The sequence below is a fragment of the Brevibacillus sp. DP1.3A genome, assembly GCF_013284245.2.
Classification (GTDB): domain Bacteria; phylum Bacillota; class Bacilli; order Brevibacillales; family Brevibacillaceae; genus Brevibacillus.
The window spans coordinates 522,088-539,762 of the sequence record NZ_CP085876.1; the positions used below are offsets into that span (position 1 = coordinate 522,088).

Here is a 17,675-nt window from a genome sequence, read left to right on the forward strand (position 1 = left end):
ACAACAAATGAAACCACCTTTACTAGGTGGTTTCATTTGTGTATTTGGTAAAGGGAGATTGTGTCCGGCCAGCGTCCAGTTTCCCTAGTTAATCAAGCCATTTTCCGGCGTAACGGCGAAATCATAGAAGACTCCTTTATGGTTGATCGATACCGTAACAGTCGGATTCCCCTTTTTCGTAAACGTATATACGTTATATTTGGACGAAACATTGTATCCGGTCAAATCGAGGTTGAAAACCTTTTTCATCAGCGGGTTGGCAGCAGCAATCGCCCTTTCTTTTGTAAAGAACGGTTTGGCAAACACCTTGGGAATATCTTCGTCCGCGGTATAGTTCCCATCTCTGAACTCACTGATCATGGTCGCTGCCACTACTTTCCCTGTTTTCGCCCCTATGACGATTCTGTATTTTCGTTCGGTATCCATGAAAATCCATACTTGATCCAAGCGGTCTTGCGATTCTTTCACTAGTGTTACGTCAGGGAGCAGAGCCGATGCTTTACCGCTGGAAAGAGACTTCAGTGTCTTTTGCGCTGTATCGACCACATTGGGGTTCATTTGCTCGTTTGTATAATTCAATGTCGCAGCGTTGACCTTCCCAGTGGCAGCGTCAATGCTGACCGATGCATTTTGCCCTTTGAACAGCCAAATGTTTTCTTTTTCCCAATTGATCCGTTCTACCCAATCAATTGTAAAGGTATGCTGATTATCCATTCCTTTTAATGTGCTCGTAGCTATATTTTGCAAATCAGCAGCTACTTCGCTCCATTTTAATTTCACGGATACGGATACAACCTTGCCCTCCTGCTTGGTAACGAGCACCTCACCTCTGTTGTTTTTGGCCGCAATCACCCAGCAATCTGCCGTTTCTCCCATAATCTCGTCCAGTTCGATCGGTACGCCGCCAGCCTGTTTTTGCATCGCTTGTTTCGCCGCTTCTACGACATTTTTGTTTAACTGAGCAAGGGTTTTCATTTCTGGCTCTACTGCTGGCGTCTGACCAGCTGCATATGCTGGCGCTTGTGTGTTTGTAAATGGAGATGCAACGGATAACAGCAAGGCAATCATACTTGTCACCGCTAGTGTTTGTTTTTTCATAGGTCATGCTCCCTTTCTGCATTCAAATCACTTATTTGATCCAGCTAAAGAGATTTTGTGACAGTCACCCGAGTGTCAAACAGTCTGTAGTTGAATAACGTAACAGTGTTATGTTACATTGTTTTTGGAGGTGCTTCACTTGGACACAAATCATATCTCGAAGAAGGACCTGCTGGAGCTAACTGGCATTTCGTACGGACAATTGTACCGTTGGAAACGAAAGAACTTGATTCCAGAGGAGTGGTTCATTCGCCGAGCGACTTTTACAGGGCAAGAAACCTTTTTCCCACGTGAACAGATTTTGGCTCGAATCGACAAGATTCTGAACATGAAAGACGACCTATCGCTGGATGAATTGGCGGACATGTTTTCACCAAGTATGAGTGGAACGTCGTTGACCGCAGATGAATTATTGGCACGAAACATTGTTTCAACTACTTCTTTAGAAGTGTTTAACGTTTTTCTCGGGAGCTTACGGACCTTTACCTTCCAGCAGGCACTATACGCCTATGTGTTGGAAAAGCTTTTGGCAGCTGGAGACTTGAGTGTAGAAGAAGGCGGCGGATTGCTACAGGTACTGGCTAGCCACTATCCCAAATTCGAAGGGAAGCCGTGTGAGCTGATCTTTATGCGCAAGATGGGGATTTCCACGTTCGTGTTGGTGTCTGGCTCTACCGAATTGTATTTTGATAGCGGAGTAAAGGTAGTGACGCGGCTCATTCTAGCCAATTGCATCGAGGAATTAAAAGGAAAATATTTGTAGGGGGAGACCATACCATGCAGAACGAGAACAATAACAAGCCAGATTTGATCTTTCATGGAGCAGTGAATGCTACGGGTGGCGTTTACAACAAAGTAGATGTGCAGGGTTACGGCAAGATTAATGGCGACGTAGAGTGCGAGTCGCTTCATTGCGCGGGACATGTCAGTATCACGGGAGATCTCACTGGATCATCGGCAAGAGTAGAGGGCAATGCGACGATTAAAGGCAAAGTGAAGATGGATACGTTATCCGTATATGGTCAGCTTGATGTTGCGGACGACTTGAATTTTATGAGTCTAAAGGTCGGTGGCAATGTCAAAGTACAGGGCAATATGGCAGGCGAGGATGTAAAAGTTCTCGGATCATTGAAAACCGCAGGGGATTGCGAAGCGGAAGTATTTCGGGCAAACGGTGCGTTTAGTATCGGAGGACTGCTGAATGCAGGGCGAATCGAGGTACTTCTGCATGGCAGCTGTGAAGCAAAAGAAATGGGCGGAGAGCACATCGAGGTACGTCGAACAGGGAATAGCACCTTGGGCAAGTTATTAAAGCATTTTCTCAACAATACCTTGTCCGTAGAGACGATTGAAGGTGACGAAATCTATTTGGAAAACACAAAGGCCAAGGTCGTTCGCGGCAACAAGATCGAGATTGGACCAGACTGCGAAATCGACCTGGTCGAATACAGCACAGAATGCAAGCAAGACCCAAGCTCGCAGATTAAGACGAAGACACAACGGTAAGGCTGACAAGGAAAAATTAACATTTGGAACTGCATGCAAGTGTTTACATACATGCAGTTCCTATTTATAATGAGGTTGGAAAAAATGATAATGCAAGTAATTGCTTGCTTGGCACGGAGGTGCGTTATGGATCACCCAGATATAGAACAGAAGCTGGGGGGGAGAGGCGAAGAGGAACAGGAAACCCGTGAGCGAATTTTATCAGCCGCACGTCAGCTAATGGCACAAAAGGGATACAAGGGAGCGACTACACGCAAGATTTCTGAGCTTGCAGGGGTGAATGAGGTGACGGTATTTCGTCACTTCAAGAACAAGGTAGGCATCTTGACAGAGCTCCTGAAAGAAATCATGGATGTCCGGGAGCAGCTGGAGCAAGGGTTGCAAGGCGAGTTTTCTGATCTCAAGCAAATGCTAGTCAGCTACGCACGTACGTATTACGGCTTATTGGTCGAGCGCAAAGAAATTTTCATGATCTGCATGATTGAAGCGGATAACCACCCGGAAGTCGTGCAGATGTTCAGCAGCCTGCCGATGACCGCAGTCGAGGTATTGTCCAACAAGCTCCTAGCGTTTCAGGAGCAAGGGCATTTGCCAAAGGGAGATCCGTTCACGGCAGCTCTTATGTTCGTCTCCACTTTCTTCTATGCCTTCATGGCGAAGTATCGGGTCAATCTCGATATCGGAAGGGCAGAAGAAGAGCTTTTTGAAAATGCTTCTGAAATCTTGCTACAAGGCATCAAGCGATAAAAAACAGCATAGCTACATAGGGGCGGAGGAAGTCATGAAGAGAAGATGGCTTGTATCTGTAATGATGATCGGACTATTGGCAACGACGGCTTGCAGCGAGCAACAACCTGCTTCGGCACCTCAGAAGGAAGTGAAGAATGTCGTCGTTGCACAAGTGAAGAAGGAGCAGGCTGTAACCGTCACGGAGTTGTCTGGTACACTGGCTCCTTTGGAGGAAGCACTCGTCTCTTTTGAAGTAGGCGGTCGTATCGTGGAGATGAACCGGAAAGAAGGAGACACGGTTAAAGCAGGAGATGTGCTTGCCCGTGTGAACGCCCAGGATTACTCGCTCCAAGTCGCCTCTTCAAACGCTGCTATGCAGCAGAGTGCGGCGAATCTTAGCAAGGTAACTAATGGGGCGAGAGAGCAAGAAGTGACGCAGGCGCGATTACTGGTGGAGAAGGCAACAGTCGCTCTGCAAAAAATGCAGGATGATTTCAACCGGATTGAAAAGCTCTATCAGCAAAACGCCATCTCCAAAAGCGAGTTTGAAAGTGCACAAAATGGACTGACGATTGCGCAAAAGGATTTGCAAAATGCACAGCAGTCCTATTCGCTGGTTACTCAAGGGGCTCGTGTAGAAGACAAACAGCTGAGTCAGGCTGTTTTCAACCAGGCGGTCATCGCCAAAGAAGTGGCAGCCAATACGCTTGCCAAAACGCAGCTTCGCTCGCCGATTAACGGGACGATCATCGCGAAGCTCTCGTCTGCAGGTAATTTGGTCGGTTCAGGTAGCCCCGTCTATCAAGTTGGCAACATCGACACATTAAAAGTCGTATTGCCTGTTCCTGACCGTGAGATTTCTGCCTGGAAAGTAGGCGAGGCGATCTCCTTAGACCTGTATGGACAAAAACGGGATGGCAAAGTGACAAAAATATTTCCTGCCACGAACCAAAATACCGGAACGATTGGCGTAGAGGTCCAAATCGCCAACCAAGCTCGTGACTGGTTTGCTGGTCAGGTGGTGAAAGCGACCAAAACGGTAACGGGGCAGGAAGGTGTCTACGTACCAGTAGAAGCAGTCATCAGTAGAGGAAAAGATGACGCGCATGTCTTCGTCAATGCCGGCGGCAAGGCTGTCAAAACAAGCGTAGTCATCGGGCAGATTGTAAGTGACAAGCTCGAGATCAAGAACGGATTAAAAGAAGGAGACCAACTGATCGTCAAAGGGGTGGACCGTTTGTTTGACGGTGACCCAATCGAGGCGGCAGGAGGTACACAACCGTGATCAAGTACATCGTACAAAAGCGCAAAATCACGCTCCTATTTTTCAGCATGATTGTACTTGTAGGCTCCCTCAGCTTTTTTCAACTGCCTAAGCAAGAAATGCCGGATATTATCGTGAACATGGCGACGATCACGACCGTTTACCCGGGAGCTTCGCCGGAAAAGGTCGAGCAGGCTGTTACGAAAAAGCTGGAAGAGAAAATCAATGAATTACAGGGACTTAACTATATATCTTCCTCATCTTCCCTCGGAGTTTCTTTTATCATGGTGGAAGCAAAGAGTGACGTAGACCCGAAGCAAAAATGGGATGAATTGCGGAAGAAGGTAAAGGACGCAGAGGCTGATCTGCCAGCCGATGCGAAACAACCGATCATCAATGATGATTTGAACCGTACGTTTGTCCAATCGTTTGCGGTCACTGCTGACACGCGTGAGGAATTGTACAGCATGCGTACCATGCTAAAATCGTGGAAAGAACAGCTTCGTACCATTCCAAACGTAGCGGATGTACTGGTGGAAGGTCTACCGGAGCAGGAAGTCCACATCGAGGTTGATACGCAAAAGCTGAGCCAGTACGGGCTCACGTGGAGTCAGGTGATGATGGCTGTCAAAAAGGAAAATGAAAAAATCCCGCTTGGCGACCTGACCACAGAAAAACGGACCTACCAGCTCAAGCTGGCGGAAAATACAGATGTCGAAGAACTGAACAAAGTCATTATCTCCCGTTCAAAAGAGGGCTTCCCGATCTATCTGAAGGACATTGGATCGGTCAAAATGACGACGGAGACGGTGAAAACGACTTCGTATTTCAATGGGAAGCCTTCGATCACGATCAGCGTCAATGCAGAGACGGGAAGTGATGTGCCGTCCTTGCAGAAGCGCGTAGACGAGATGATGGTGACTCTGGATAAAACACTTCCAGCTGGGGCCGAGAGACACTCGATTTATAGTCAAAATGAACGCGTCGATGAGCTTTTTAGCGACTTGACCCGGGAAATGATGATTGCCATCGTTGCTGTTTTGGTGGTGTGTGCACTCGGATTGAACCTGATCACATCGTTGGTAGTAGCGATGGCGATTCCAATTTCCTTGGCTGTGGGACTTATGTTCCTGCCATCTCTGGGTATTTCACTCAACATGATCTCGATCGTTTCCTTGATTATTGTGCTGGGGATCTTGGTCGATGACGCCGTGGTGGTCAATGACAATATCGAGCGGAGACTGTCTGTCCTGGGTGAAAAACCAATGGCTGCGGCGGTTAATGGTGCCAAGGAAGTATCGATTTCGATCACGACCGCTACGCTGGCTACGATTGCGTCGTTTGCGCCCTTGATGTTTTTGAGTGGCAACGTCGGGCAGTTCATTCGACCGGTTCCCGTAATTATTTCGATGACGATGCTGGCGTCGATGGTCATGTCGCTGACGATCATCCCGATCTTTCGCCAATGGTATGAGCAACGTAGAAAGGCTGGCGTAGAAGGGTATCGTAAGCCCGCTGGACTGTTGGGGAAACAACTGTTGCAGTTGACCAAGTGGTATGCGAGCAAGTTCATGCCGAAAATTTTGAAGCGACCGCTTTTGGCAGGAATGATTGGCGTATTGATTGGAACGGCAGCATATGGATTGATACCGCTCACTCCGGTTGAATTGTTCCCGAACGATGATCGCCCGCAGTTTCTCATCGATATCCGTCTCCCCGTAGGCAACAGTCTGGAAGAAACAGACCGAGTGGTGCGTGGGACGGCAGACTGGGTGTTGAAGCAGCCTGGTATCGAGACAGTATCTGCGTACGCGGGAGGTAGTGCACCGAAAATGTTCGGTGGAGATACAGCTGCCGGAAGCGGTATTACCGTCGGACAGCTAGTGGTTCGTTATAATGAAAAAGAGACCCATCTCGAGAACATGCTGGAGCCGTGGACGGAGGAATTCAAAAAGCTGTATCCGGAAGCGAGTATCTTAACGAAGCAGCTGGAGGCAGGTCCTCCGGTTGGAAAACCAGTCGTGATTCGTTTTTATGGAGAGGATATTGAGACGCTGCGCTCTCTTTCTGCACAAGCAAAAGAAAAGGTTGCTGGATTAGAGGGAACGTACAATGTGCAAGACGATTTTGGGGTAGAACGCTACACCTTGGAATTTGTCGTCAATAAAGAGCTGATGGAGCAAAAGCTCGTCAACTACACGGACTTGTCCACGACATTGCGTCTGGTGAGCGAAGGCATTACCGTCAGCGAGTTTGATACGGGCTCAGACCTGATAGATATGAAGCTGTTCTTGCAAAAAGGCGAGGAAGACCCTGCATTGCTGTTCCAACGACTCAGCATTGCCAATGCGCGTGGAGAACTGATTCCGTTGTCACAGCTCGCGGAAGTAAAACCGACTTTTAGTACACAGACGATCCCGCATCGCGATTTGTCACGGAGCGTGACAGTTACGAGTGATCTGAAAGGTAGAACAGCGACAGAAGTAATGGCAGAGATCAAACCGATGCTCGATAGTTTGTCCTTGCCTGAAGGATACCGCTATGAGATTGGCGGCGAGACCTCTGAGCAGACTGATATTTTTATCGACATGGGCAAACTCTCGATTCTTGTCGTTTTCCTGATCCTGATTTTGATCGCGATGCAATTCTATTCCTTGACCATTCCTGTACTGGTTACCAGTACGATTTACCTCGCTGTATCGGGGAGCTTGATCGGCTTGTTCGTGACCCAGACGCCACTAGGCTTTATGACGATGATGGGAATTATTGCTTTGGCGGGTATCGTGGTGCGTAACGGGATCGTTTTGATCGAGTTCATCGAGGAGGCACGTCATACAGGCATGGAGCTGAAGCAGGCGGTTATTTCTGCGTGTGAGGCACGACTACGGCCTATTCTTATAACCTCGCTTACAGCGATTGCAGGTATGATGCCGTTAGCTATTTCAGGTGACGTTTTATTCAAACCGCTTGCGGTCACTATTATTTCCGGCTTGGCGTTCTCGACACTTTTGACCTTGATCGTCGTACCGTCCTTCTATACGGTTTTGACGCAGCACAAGATCAAACAGCTGGCGAAAAAGGCCGCGAAGCGCCCGGATTTGTATGGGCCTGAGGCAGAGACTCATGATGGGTAATTGAACATTTAAAAGGAAAATAAACAGACATGAAAAATGTAGCCAACAAGATTGCTTTGGCTACATTTTTTTATAATGTATAAAAATGTGAATATAACTTAATGGACTCTGTTAGTTAAGAACTAGTGGTTAGGTTGTTTAGCCTAGTTCTGATTGTAGGATTTCCAGTAGGTCATTATGTCTTGAATCAACAAATGCCTTAAATTCGTATGGCGAATTTTTTCTAGCTATAATCATGTGTGGATGCCAGAGTGTATTACGAATAGACCAATCAATAAGTCCTAGCAATTCAATTTCTTCTTCCCAATTATCAATCCATGTGATTTCTGACTCACAATCTATAATTATTTTGTTGTGTAGGTGTAGAGCTAATGCGTTTTGTAAAGATTCATGTCCTAAGACATACTGTAAAACGTCTCCTGGGGTATTAGGGAGAACGCCAAATAGTAAAGAAAAAAACTTGTCTAAAAAACTAAAAAGATCATCATACTGTTTTTTTACTTGTGCTTCATTTTTATTACTAAGTGACCTTTTACCGAAAAGAAGAATGCTGATAAATTTCTTAATTCTTACACTCGTAGAAAAGTGTGTGTTTCTTGGACGTAAAATTTTACTTTTGTTGAATTCAATTTGAACTGCCTGTAAAGAACTTGATGAGTTGAATATTTCATTGACAAGAATATTCATGATATCTCTTGTGTCGTAACTTGTGACAAGTGACATAGAGACTCTTCTTGCATTCGAGTTGATATCTGAGAATAGTCTTCTTTCATCATCACGGTTTAATCCAAAATAAATTTGAACAGTCATATAGCTTTCTAAAACTTTTTGTTTTTTTTCATTATCAGTAATAGTAGAAACCATTTTTTCAAAGGATTTAATTCTATGTTGACCATCAATTACAGTTAATTTTATGTCAGGTGGTATAGTAAGCTCCTGAACCTGTGGACTATAGTAATTATGGGGATTTTCTGGAAATGAGAAAACTAGAGATGGTAAGAATACCCCGATATTGCCATCAAGGCTTTCAATATACTTAATTATCTGAGGGAGTCTATTGTAAGATAGATCTCTATTAATTGTTGAGTCGATTCTATAAATGTTTAATATATCTTTGACTTTAAGCTGAGATGTCATAATTCCTTTGTCATTTGAGAAATTTATTAAACCTATGGTTCCAAAGGCTTTAATATTGAACATTATTTTTTGCCCCCCTCAAAAATTTTTTCTAAGTATTGTGATATTGATTTTATTGTTCTTACCCCTGTTGTAAAATTGTACTTCTTAGTATTTGGATTATAACTTACAGCTAAATTTCTTAGTTCTTTATTTTTGTGAGTCCAATCAAATGATTTAATAACTTTTTCAAATAATAATTCCATACTTATAGCTGGATTTTTTTTCTGTGTAGTATAAATGAAGAGGGCAATTGAAGAGATGATATTTGGAATGAAAATTATGTGTTTGTTTCTATCGTAGGCATATTCTGGGGCGTATTTGATTAATAGAGTGAGAAATTCTTCAGTTCTTTTTTTGTATAATTTATAGTTATCTGGATTTATCTTGCTTTTTATGACCATCGGCCCGCCTAATAACCCTTCATTTAATACGTTAATTAGTGAGTATAGAGTAGCGGATGTCATTAATTTAGTTCTTGTTGTTTTACTTCTAATTTCAAATCGATCTTCTGAGATCGATGGATGATTTTGAATAATTTCTTTTACTAACTCACCACATAGATCATTATTTTTATACATAATGAGAAGAGTATTATTTACTCTTGAAGACTTGGTATTTATGTCAGTGAAGAGTTGTCTTTCTTGATCAGTTGTTAGATTGGTGAAAATTTGAATGCTGAGAGGGAAATTTAGAATTTTTTTTAACTTATCTTTATTTATAGGGTCATTTTTTAATTCTAAGCGTTTTGTTAATAATTCAAATGCTTTAATGCGATGTTGTCCGTCTAAAATGTACATCTTATCGTCTAAATCTAAATGGAAATCGTTAGTTTCATTATGAAAGGTTCCTTTACCTCGTGCTGAAAATATCATGGGTGGGAAATATATGTCGTTTCCATCTAAGCCATATTGAATATATTTAGATATGTTTGAAATTTGTTGTTCAATCGTATCTCTTTGAACGCTTTTATCTACGTCCATAAACTTTAGTATATTATTCACTGTGCATTGTGTTGATATCACACTATGGTTGAATTGGATTCCTTGAACTCCTTTTAACGTTATGTAGTGGGATGTAGTGCTCAAGGTGGATAAATCTTTTATCATAGAGTCTCATCTCCTGTATTTTCTGTTCGTGTATTATTTATAGTATAGATCAGTTTGTAGATTTATCAATATTCTAATTATTTTGTTTAGTATTTGAATATGTGTTTTCATTCGATGTAAAACTTATTTATATTATGACTTCTATTTATATCAAAATTAAATGACTTTTTATATTTTTTGAAAGGAACGTACGTTTCTATTTGTGGTTGTTTTTTAATCAATTATAGAGTTATTATCTTATGAGAAACTGATATGATAAAGGCAACTACTCATTAATCATAAAAAAGAGAAGTTACAGGAAGGGAGTGTCCAGGATGCAACAGCCACAGCTTCTTCATGAAGAAAAGGTATTCAAAGACCCTGTCCACCGCTACGTCCACGTGCGTGACAAATTCATTTGGGATTTGATCAACTCGGCAGAATTCCAGCGTTTGCGCCGAGTCAGGCAACTGGGCACCAGTTTTTTTACCTTTCATGGTGGAGAGCATAGTCGTTTTAACCACTCGCTTGGCGTGTATGAACTGATGCGCAGAATTTTGGAGACATTCGAAGGCCGTATTCAGTTGACTTATGAGGAAAAGCTGCTGTGTCTATGTGCGGCTTTGCTCCACGATGTGGGCCACGGTCCGTTTTCCCATTCGTTTGAAAAGGTGTTCAAGTATCACCACGAGGATTGGACGCGTGCCATTTTGCTTGGAGATACGCAAATCAACCGAATTCTTCGTCGGTTTGATGATAGCTTCCCGAAGAAATTGGCAGAAGTGATTAATAAGACATATGACAATAAACTGATCGTAAGCCTCATCTCCAGCCAGCTCGATGCCGATCGGATGGATTACTTGCTGCGTGATGCCTACTATACGGGCGTCAATTACGGCAATTTCGAGATTGAGCGAATCTTGCGTGTCATGCGGCCGCAGGAGGATGGCATTGTCTTTAAATTCAGCGGGATGCATGCTGTCGAAGACTACATCATGTCTCGCTATCAAATGTACTGGCAGGTTTATTTCCATCCCGTGACACGGAGTGCCGAAGTAATCTTGTGCAAAATTTTTCAAAGGGCGAAGCTCTTATTCTCCCAAGGCTATCCGTTCATGCAGGAGCCTGTCATGTTGCTGCCTTTCTTGCAGGAGAAGGTAGAGCTCGCTGACTATTTGGCGCTGGATGAGTCCATTATTCTTTTCTATATGCAGCTCTGGCGCAGAGAGCAAGACCCTGTGTTGAAAGATTTGTGCGCCCGTTTTTTGGACAGGAATCTCTTTAAATACGTCGAATATAATCCGAGGGATTTCCGCTTGCTGTCTGAGTTGAAAGAACTATTTCAATCTGCCGGAATTGATCCGATGTATTATTTGGAGGTAGACACAACCTCCGATCTTCCGTATGATTTTTACCGTGCCGGAGAAGAAGAGGAGCGCATTCCGATTATGCTCCAAATGCCTTCAGGCGAACTGGTCGAGCTGTCACAGAAGTCAGAAATTGTACAGGCCATTAGCGGAAAGCGGCGCTTTGATTACAAGCTGTACTTTCCATTGGATAAAGTCATGGCTTTGCCGGGGGATCTCTCCCGTAAGATTCGAGAACGTCTGGGAGTGATGGAGGATGCTTAATCGTCACGCCAAGATCATACGCCTGATTGAGATAGTCGGCGAAGTGAGCGGGCGAAAAAAATTGCAAAAGATGGTGTACATAGGAAAACATCTGGAGATGGATTTCGATGAGCGCTACGAGTTTCACATGTACGGTCCATATTCGGAAGAGCTGACGCTCAGAGTAGATGAGCTGTGCAACATGGGGCTTCTGGATGAGCAAATGGAGAGTAAAGGTGCTATTCATATGTATCGTTACTCTTTGAACGAAACCGGTCATGATTTTCTCAAGTTTCATGAGGTTGACTTCGGTAGTGGAGAACGTGCGATTTTGCGTATGAACGAGGAGAATTCCCGTTTTCTCGAGCTGGTTTCTACGATTCTGTATTTCAACCATCTGCCCTATGAGGAAATGAAGGGCAAAATCTTTACGTTTAAGAGCAAGCAGCGCTACACCGAAGAAGAGATTCAAAAAGGGCAGGCGTTTATTGAAGAACTGCGTGCGCTGATGAAGGAAGACGGCGGCAGTTCACTTATGCAATAGGGAACATCATACGAGGAAAAGCACGGCGTACGAACTTGCAAGAGTTGTGGTACGTCTTTTTTTTATACATGTCAGCCAGTCCAATGGGGCTGGCTTTTTTTGTCTCAGTTCGGAGCTGCATAATACGGGCATCGTTCTTTGACAAGTGCATACGTATGAAACATTTTGATTCGCGAAAGGGAGATGGACGTGAGTAGAAGCAAGCAATGGTGGCTGTGGATCGTGCTCGGTGTTGTTATGCTTGCCGTCGGTATAAGTACGTGGAGTACAGCCAGTGCACAAGAAGTAAGAGTGGTGTACGTCTATAGTGATAGCTGCGGATATTGTACAGAGTTCGGCCCGACATTCGAGAGAGTTGTGAAGGCATATCCACCCGAAATGATCCAACGACTGGATATCCATAAGCAGAAAGAGCTGGATGAAGCGTCGCGACTAGGTGCAGAGGCAACCCCCACTGTTTTTGTCGTCAAACAAGGTAAGGTGGTTGATAAGCTGGAAGGGGCGGTGCCCGAGAATACGTTGCGAAGCTTTTTGCAAAGGAACCTAAATCAGACTCTTTCTAAAAATGGATAATATAGGTAAAATATCCGATAAAGAGGGGGTCATTCCATGAACAAACGTGCAATGATGTCATACCTACTAGCATCTGTCCTTGCAATGGCAGGGTTTACTGGAGTTGCTGACAGTCTTACCGTACAAGCTGCTGCGCCAGCGAAGGATTACGCTTCACATACAGCAAAGGCAGCTATTGATTTCGGTGTACAGAAGAAATACTTATGGCTGGATAGCAAGGGGAACTTTTATCCGAATAGTCAAATCACGCAGGGGCAGTTTATCGCGAGTTTAGTAGCCATTCGCGAATTGAAGGAGGTAGCACCCGTGCCACAGCTCCCAGCAGGGCACTGGGCGAAGATGAGCTATGAGAAGGCGCAGAAAGCGGGGATTTTGGCGGGGGTGAAGGTTGAGCCGAACAGACTGTTAACGAAGGAAGAAACGGCAGCGCTGGTGTATGCTGCATGGAAGCCGATTCGCGGTGAAAAGAATCCGAATTTAACTAATACCGGGGCGCTTATCACGTGGGGATGGATGAAGCCAGCTCCTAGTGGTCAGCCTAAATTTCGTGAGGATTTACCTGTGACGCGAGGGGAAGCGGCGGAGATTTTGCGTTATTTGTGGAAGGATAAGTGGCAGCTTGAGCAAGGGGCGAAATTTGCTGATGAGTTTCATAAGAGCTTAAAGGTTGTGAATGGGAAGATTAGTGGGAAGGTGCCTAAGGGTGATAGTGATTTTAAGATCATAGCTCAAGTCAATAAAAAGCCAGACGGAAGAGAAGGTTTTTTAAACAATCAATCTTTTAACATTCCTGTAAATAACGTAAGTTTTATAACCTTTTTGATAATAAACTACAATGACTCAACCGATGCAGGAGTCTACAAATATACAAAGTTGCCTGTTCTAGAACAAACTAATTACACCCGAAAATTTTATACAGAGAAGGGTACGAAATAAATGCATATGTTATTAATTAAGCGCAGAAAATTTACTTTATCTGTGCTTGTGTTTTTTCTATTAGTTGGTTTGGTTACTACGTATCCAAATTTTGCGGGTGCCTCACCAAACTATCATAATATTAAAGTCGCAACGGTTAATTCAAATAAGGTGCTTGTACCAGAAGGTGTGTACGATGTACTTCAAATCGAAGAGATAGATGGACTTCTTGGTGCAACAGTTTCTCAGATTGAAGTAGATCGGGCCATTGATAGTAATAAAGTATTAGGGTTTGCAGATATATACAAAAAGGCCGACAGAGGATGGTACTTCGTTGACGAATACGAAGCTGCTTACTGGATCAATCGATTTGGTGGAAACCCTAACTATATTCTCGGAGGGGCTGCTAATGTTTATAGTAAGAAAATTACCAGCGATACTGCAATTGATTTCGATGCCTACCAAGCCTACAACCTCGCAGAACTAGCCTCCGCATCAGGCGGCGCAGGCTACACCAAAGGAGACAACCTCGTCCCAGACGGCAAAGGCGGATACATCTCAGTAGGCCACTTTCGAACAACCCCACAACCCAGCGGCAGCATAACCACTGACAAAACCAAATACAACCTCAACGAAACAGTTGAGATCCATGCAAATGCCACGGACTTTTCTTACTATGACCGCGGCATTTTTGTATGGTCTTTAAATGTGATCAACAAGTCAACAGGACGTGGATACAAGAGCATCTTATCTAATCAAAAATTCAACGATCCAAGCACGGCTATCCCCTCAGTAAACGAGACAAGCAGTCCCCCAGGCTACAAGTGGACCTATAAAAATACCGAATATAAGCCTACCGAGCCAGGCGTGTATGAAGTATCGCTAACAATTACCGACCTGCATCAAAGAAGCCGCCAAGGATCAAGCAGCATAAGCGTTTCGACACCTTATACTGCACAATTCACAGTAGGTGATGTAACTCCACCGGAAAAACCCGATCCCGAAAAGCCTGACCCAGGTCCAGCCTGCTCGATCGGATCAACAAAAACCAAACTGAACATTCAAGTCGTTGGCGACAAGGATATAAAAGACCACAATGCTGTTGCAAGCGGCGGCTCAGATATTGCTGTCGAAAAAAATGCCGATATCACCCTATCTGCCAATAAACCAGGAAAATACACAATGAATGGTTATGACATGAAGCCTGGAGCGAATGGGAATCGGAAGGTCGCAACAGGTAGAGTGGGTAGCTCTGGACGGGTAAAAGTCGTCTACATCAGTGATGATGGAACAGAGTGCTGGGAGAAATATTTGAGAGTAGAGTCGCTAGACGGGGAGGACTCATGCCCCATTGTAACGCTGTCGGCATCTGCAGTAAGAAACGGTGAAACGATTGAGATTATGCCGTTCGATACGCTTACGTTCCGAGCCAAATACACGACCAAACACGGAGATAGCTCGGAGGCATCGCTCAAGTGGGATGTATCACTTCCAAACGGAAAAAGCTATACCTTGCCAGTCAAGGAAAATGACAATGGCAGATGGGGACCCTATGATTCCTCCAGTTTAAAGCTTCCGTACGGGGATGTTCATGACCCGTACTATTTTCCATTCGAGCGAGGGAAAACGTACAAACTGAAGCTAAACTTCGATGGGACAAAGTGGGGGGAGCGACCTGAATGCAATTGGGAAATAACGATCGTCGTAAAAGATGCTTCTTGCACAATCGCTGATCAAAAAAAGGTTGCGTTTTTAGTACATAGCGAACCACCTCTGCCATTTTCTCCTGAAGGGGAAAGCATGAATGGATCAGTCAGCTCAGGCTTTACATTGAAAGACCCCGTATACATCAAGTACTTTACGGAGGCTGGTGATCAATACGATACCAATCTATCGTTTTCCTCGAAGGTATCTGGTACCTGGTATTGGAAGAGTCCCGGAGGAAAAACAGCGTTAACAGACAAGCTTGCAGCGGACGAGCCATTCAGGCTCATGTTGCCGGCAAGCGTAGATGTTGGCGATGAAATCGTACTGCTGTTCGAGTCCGAGACGGGCTGTACGGGGGAGGTGCGATTCACCATTGAATCCGACCAAAAATGCTGGGATATTCTAGCGTCAGTAGAAATCAATCGAAACAACCAAAAGTGGAGCAAGGATGTTCAACATGGTGAAACCATTGAAATAGCAGCAGATGAGATTCCAGACAAGTATCGGTTTCGTATGTTTTTGTCAGATGATAGTCACTTTTCTATGAGATGGTTCGATCCTGCGTCAAACTCCTGGGAAAGAAAGCGAAACGGAAAATCACTCGATAGCTCAAACACCTCCACAAATAGCCACTGGGTGTATTTCCCGAGGGACGAAAATGGTCTACTTTTAGAAGGGCTGTACAAGGTGCAATTTTATTCAACCCAGAGTGATGGCTGCGACGGTCATTTTTTTGTGCAAATCGGCAAAGGCGCTCCAAAACCGGATGGAGAGAATTTGCTTATTGTGAAATCGAGCTTTCAAATTGATCCGAAGAGCCCTCAAGCCGCAGGAACCGATGGGACGATTACATTCAACGTGAAGAATGCCGGGAAATTAACGCATGATACGAAATTGGCTGTACGGTGGGCTAGTTCAGAAAAGGAAACCAGCTTGGACGTGAAGGAATTCAAGCCGGGTGAGGTGCGTAAGATCACGGTTCCGACGAAGTATCCACAAAAATCCGAGGATTTTATTGCCCATATCAACCCTGCGAAATCCATGCCGGAAAACGAGACGATCTGGACGGACAATCGTGCGACTTGGCCAGTGAAAATAATTGGTGGGGAAGTTCCCGAGCCGCCTGATGGTGGAGACGATTTTGATGGCGGTGAAATTGGCTTAGAGATTTATGACAGTGATGGTCGACAGCTACAAAAACTGCCGCTACATACAGACGGCGTGTGGGAACGTGAGCCTGCTACGATTCGCGTGATCATTGATCAGTCGAAAATAAACGAAGGCTTCCAAAAAACAGAGCAGGAGATCAATCAGAAAATCACGCAATTTAAAGCACAATTGGAGAGTTCAGTCAGTGGGGACGATATCAAAAACGTAACCGTCACTGCGAATCCCGGGTGGATTTCAGATGCCAAGAGCATGGCAGTTTATACACCATCGCAGCTTGATCTGAAGCTGACAGGCCCCGGAGCGCCGATGCAATGGCAGGTAAGCAGTGCATCTACAGGCACTGAGGTTGTGTACACAGGAACCACGGTCCCAACGCAGACGACTTGGCGCCAAGTACTCCAATCGCAAAAGTACAAAGCAGAAATCAACGGCTTTGTCATCGTGATGGATTATCAGGTCGATTTTGAACTGTCCTACGAGAGCTGCGCGACGAACGACGAAGATGAAGAGATGTGTGAACCACAGAACGTATCCAAAACAATGACAGGACGCTATACCATTACGGTAAAAGGGGCAGAGCGCTCCTTTGAAGTATTTGAGCCGAATGCAACAGGCTCGACTCGCCATACAGCCGAATGGGCAGCGTATCATGCCAGAGACCGGTATCCAAATAGCCAGCCACATGATTACTACGCGGGGGAGCGCATTTTGACACAAGTGGAGCTGCAGGATCGACACCGCCATCCTGTGAGCAACCAGTTTCCTGTCGTGACATCTGCGCGGGCGTGGATTTCAGAAACTGGCTTACGCCAAACGTCGTTACAGTCGTTGTTAGCCTTGCAACAAGCGACTCCCCAGCTCTGGAGAGGACCTTCTTATTCCGCTTCCAAGCTAGGAGCTCGTGAAGTGGGCGTAGATACGCCTTTGATGGGGGATAAACAGCATGGCTTCCAAAAGGATGCGAGCTATGCTGTTTATTACACCGTTTCCTTTCGTTTTGATGTAAACAAGGGCTTCCCCTATCAAAATAAAGCCTCCGGGCAAGGACACGAACTAAAAGATTATCAACTACCCTTCCGTATCATTGCAAATGCATGGGAACGACAAGGAATCCGAAACCATACGACTCAGTAAAAATATTTGCACCCCCTCTCTGTCTTT

General features: G+C 44.8%; 13 protein-coding genes. 10 read left to right on the plus strand and 3 right to left on the minus strand.

All coding sequences use genetic code 11. The annotated features are described in order from the left end of the window. Positions 1 to 84: 84 nt before the first annotated feature. A complete protein-coding gene (locus HP399_RS02745; protein ID WP_173619758.1) occupies positions 85 to 1,098 on the minus strand; it encodes a hypothetical protein in 1,014 nt (337 codons plus the stop codon). 139 nt (positions 1,099 to 1,237) lie between these two features. Here HP399_RS02745 and HP399_RS02750 point away from each other — a divergent pair, with 139 nt between their 5' ends. The 5 genes from HP399_RS02750 to HP399_RS02770 all read left to right on the plus strand — a co-directional run bounded on the left by HP399_RS02750 (position 1,238) and on the right by HP399_RS02770 (position 7,731). After that, on the plus strand, positions 1,238 to 1,861 hold the full coding sequence (locus HP399_RS02750) for a YhbD family protein (protein WP_173619757.1): 624 nt from the start codon (positions 1,238 to 1,240) through the stop codon (positions 1,859 to 1,861). A gap of 14 nt (positions 1,862 to 1,875) precedes the next feature. Then, the gene (locus tag HP399_RS02755; protein WP_173619756.1) at positions 1,876 to 2,604 is read left to right on the plus strand and encodes a bactofilin family protein; all 729 of its coding nucleotides are present in this window, start codon (positions 1,876 to 1,878) and stop codon (positions 2,602 to 2,604) included. Positions 2,605 to 2,730: 126 nt separating this feature from the next. Next, the gene (locus tag HP399_RS02760) at positions 2,731 to 3,351 is read left to right on the plus strand and encodes a TetR/AcrR family transcriptional regulator (protein WP_173619755.1); all 621 of its coding nucleotides are present in this window, start codon (positions 2,731 to 2,733) and stop codon (positions 3,349 to 3,351) included. Positions 3,352 to 3,385: 34 nt separating this feature from the next. Then, complete coding sequence (locus HP399_RS02765; RefSeq protein WP_173619754.1) at positions 3,386 to 4,618, plus strand: efflux RND transporter periplasmic adaptor subunit; 1,233 nt, start codon at positions 3,386 to 3,388, stop codon at positions 4,616 to 4,618. Next, positions 4,615 to 7,731, plus strand: coding sequence for an efflux RND transporter permease subunit (locus HP399_RS02770; protein WP_173619753.1), 3,117 nt, complete (start codon positions 4,615 to 4,617; stop codon positions 7,729 to 7,731). Before HP399_RS02765 ends, HP399_RS02770 begins: the two co-directional genes overlap by 4 nt. Positions 7,732 to 7,869: 138 nt before the next feature. Here HP399_RS02770 and HP399_RS02775 read toward each other — a convergent pair whose 3' ends face one another. Further along, the gene (locus tag HP399_RS02775) at positions 7,870 to 8,931 is read right to left on the minus strand and encodes a DNA sulfur modification protein DndB (protein WP_173619752.1); all 1,062 of its coding nucleotides are present in this window, start codon (positions 8,929 to 8,931) and stop codon (positions 7,870 to 7,872) included. Then, a complete protein-coding gene (locus HP399_RS02780; RefSeq protein WP_173619751.1) occupies positions 8,931 to 10,016 on the minus strand; it encodes a DNA sulfur modification protein DndB in 1,086 nt (361 codons plus the stop codon). Before HP399_RS02780 ends, HP399_RS02775 begins: the two co-directional genes overlap by 1 nt. 314 nt (positions 10,017 to 10,330) lie before the next feature. Between HP399_RS02780 and HP399_RS02785 the strand changes: the two genes are divergently transcribed. From HP399_RS02785 to HP399_RS02805, 5 genes are all read left to right on the plus strand, one after another. Beyond that, on the plus strand, positions 10,331 to 11,626 hold the full coding sequence (locus tag HP399_RS02785; RefSeq protein ID WP_015893687.1) for an HD domain-containing protein: 1,296 nt from the start codon (positions 10,331 to 10,333) through the stop codon (positions 11,624 to 11,626). After that, positions 11,619 to 12,149 carry a YwgA family protein gene (locus HP399_RS02790; RefSeq protein WP_007724796.1) on the plus strand — a complete coding sequence of 177 codons (531 nt, stop codon included), beginning with the start codon at positions 11,619 to 11,621 and terminating at the stop codon, positions 12,147 to 12,149. The genes HP399_RS02785 and HP399_RS02790 overlap by 8 nt, the downstream gene beginning before the upstream one ends. Positions 12,150 to 12,332: 183 nt before the next feature. After that, a complete protein-coding gene (locus HP399_RS02795) occupies positions 12,333 to 12,722 on the plus strand; it encodes a thioredoxin family protein (protein ID WP_173619750.1) in 390 nt (129 codons plus the stop codon). 36 nt (positions 12,723 to 12,758) lie between these two features. Further along, positions 12,759 to 13,658, plus strand: coding sequence for an S-layer homology domain-containing protein (locus tag HP399_RS02800; RefSeq protein WP_173619749.1), 900 nt, complete (start codon positions 12,759 to 12,761; stop codon positions 13,656 to 13,658). Beyond that, a complete protein-coding gene (locus HP399_RS02805) occupies positions 13,659 to 17,648 on the plus strand; it encodes an ABC transporter permease (protein ID WP_173619748.1) in 3,990 nt (1,329 codons plus the stop codon). Positions 17,649 to 17,675 lie beyond the last annotated feature (27 nt).

Bases quoted from the DNA above. Each gene is read 5' to 3' on its own strand.
- HP399_RS02745 (WP_173619758.1), bottom strand. From the start codon at position 1,098: ATGAAAAAACAAACACTAGCGGTGACAAGTATGATTGCCTTGCTGTTA.
- HP399_RS02755 (WP_173619756.1), top strand. From the start codon at position 1,876: ATGCAGAACGAGAACAATAACAAGCCAGATTTGATCTTTCATGGAGCA.
- HP399_RS02760 (WP_173619755.1), top strand. From the start codon at position 2,731: ATGGATCACCCAGATATAGAACAGAAGCTGGGGGGGAGAGGCGAAGAG.
- HP399_RS02765 (WP_173619754.1), top strand. From the start codon at position 3,386: ATGAAGAGAAGATGGCTTGTATCTGTAATGATGATCGGACTATTGGCA.
- HP399_RS02775 (WP_173619752.1), bottom strand. From the start codon at position 8,931: ATGTTCAATATTAAAGCCTTTGGAACCATAGGTTTAATAAATTTCTCA.
- HP399_RS02780 (WP_173619751.1), bottom strand. From the start codon at position 10,016: ATGATAAAAGATTTATCCACCTTGAGCACTACATCCCACTACATAACG.
- HP399_RS02785 (WP_015893687.1), top strand. From the start codon at position 10,331: ATGCAACAGCCACAGCTTCTTCATGAAGAAAAGGTATTCAAAGACCCT.
- HP399_RS02790 (WP_007724796.1), top strand. From the start codon at position 11,619: ATGCTTAATCGTCACGCCAAGATCATACGCCTGATTGAGATAGTCGGC.
- HP399_RS02795 (WP_173619750.1), top strand. From the start codon at position 12,333: ATGGACGTGAGTAGAAGCAAGCAATGGTGGCTGTGGATCGTGCTCGGT.
- HP399_RS02800 (WP_173619749.1), top strand. From the start codon at position 12,759: ATGAACAAACGTGCAATGATGTCATACCTACTAGCATCTGTCCTTGCA.
- HP399_RS02805 (WP_173619748.1), top strand. From the start codon at position 13,659: ATGCATATGTTATTAATTAAGCGCAGAAAATTTACTTTATCTGTGCTT.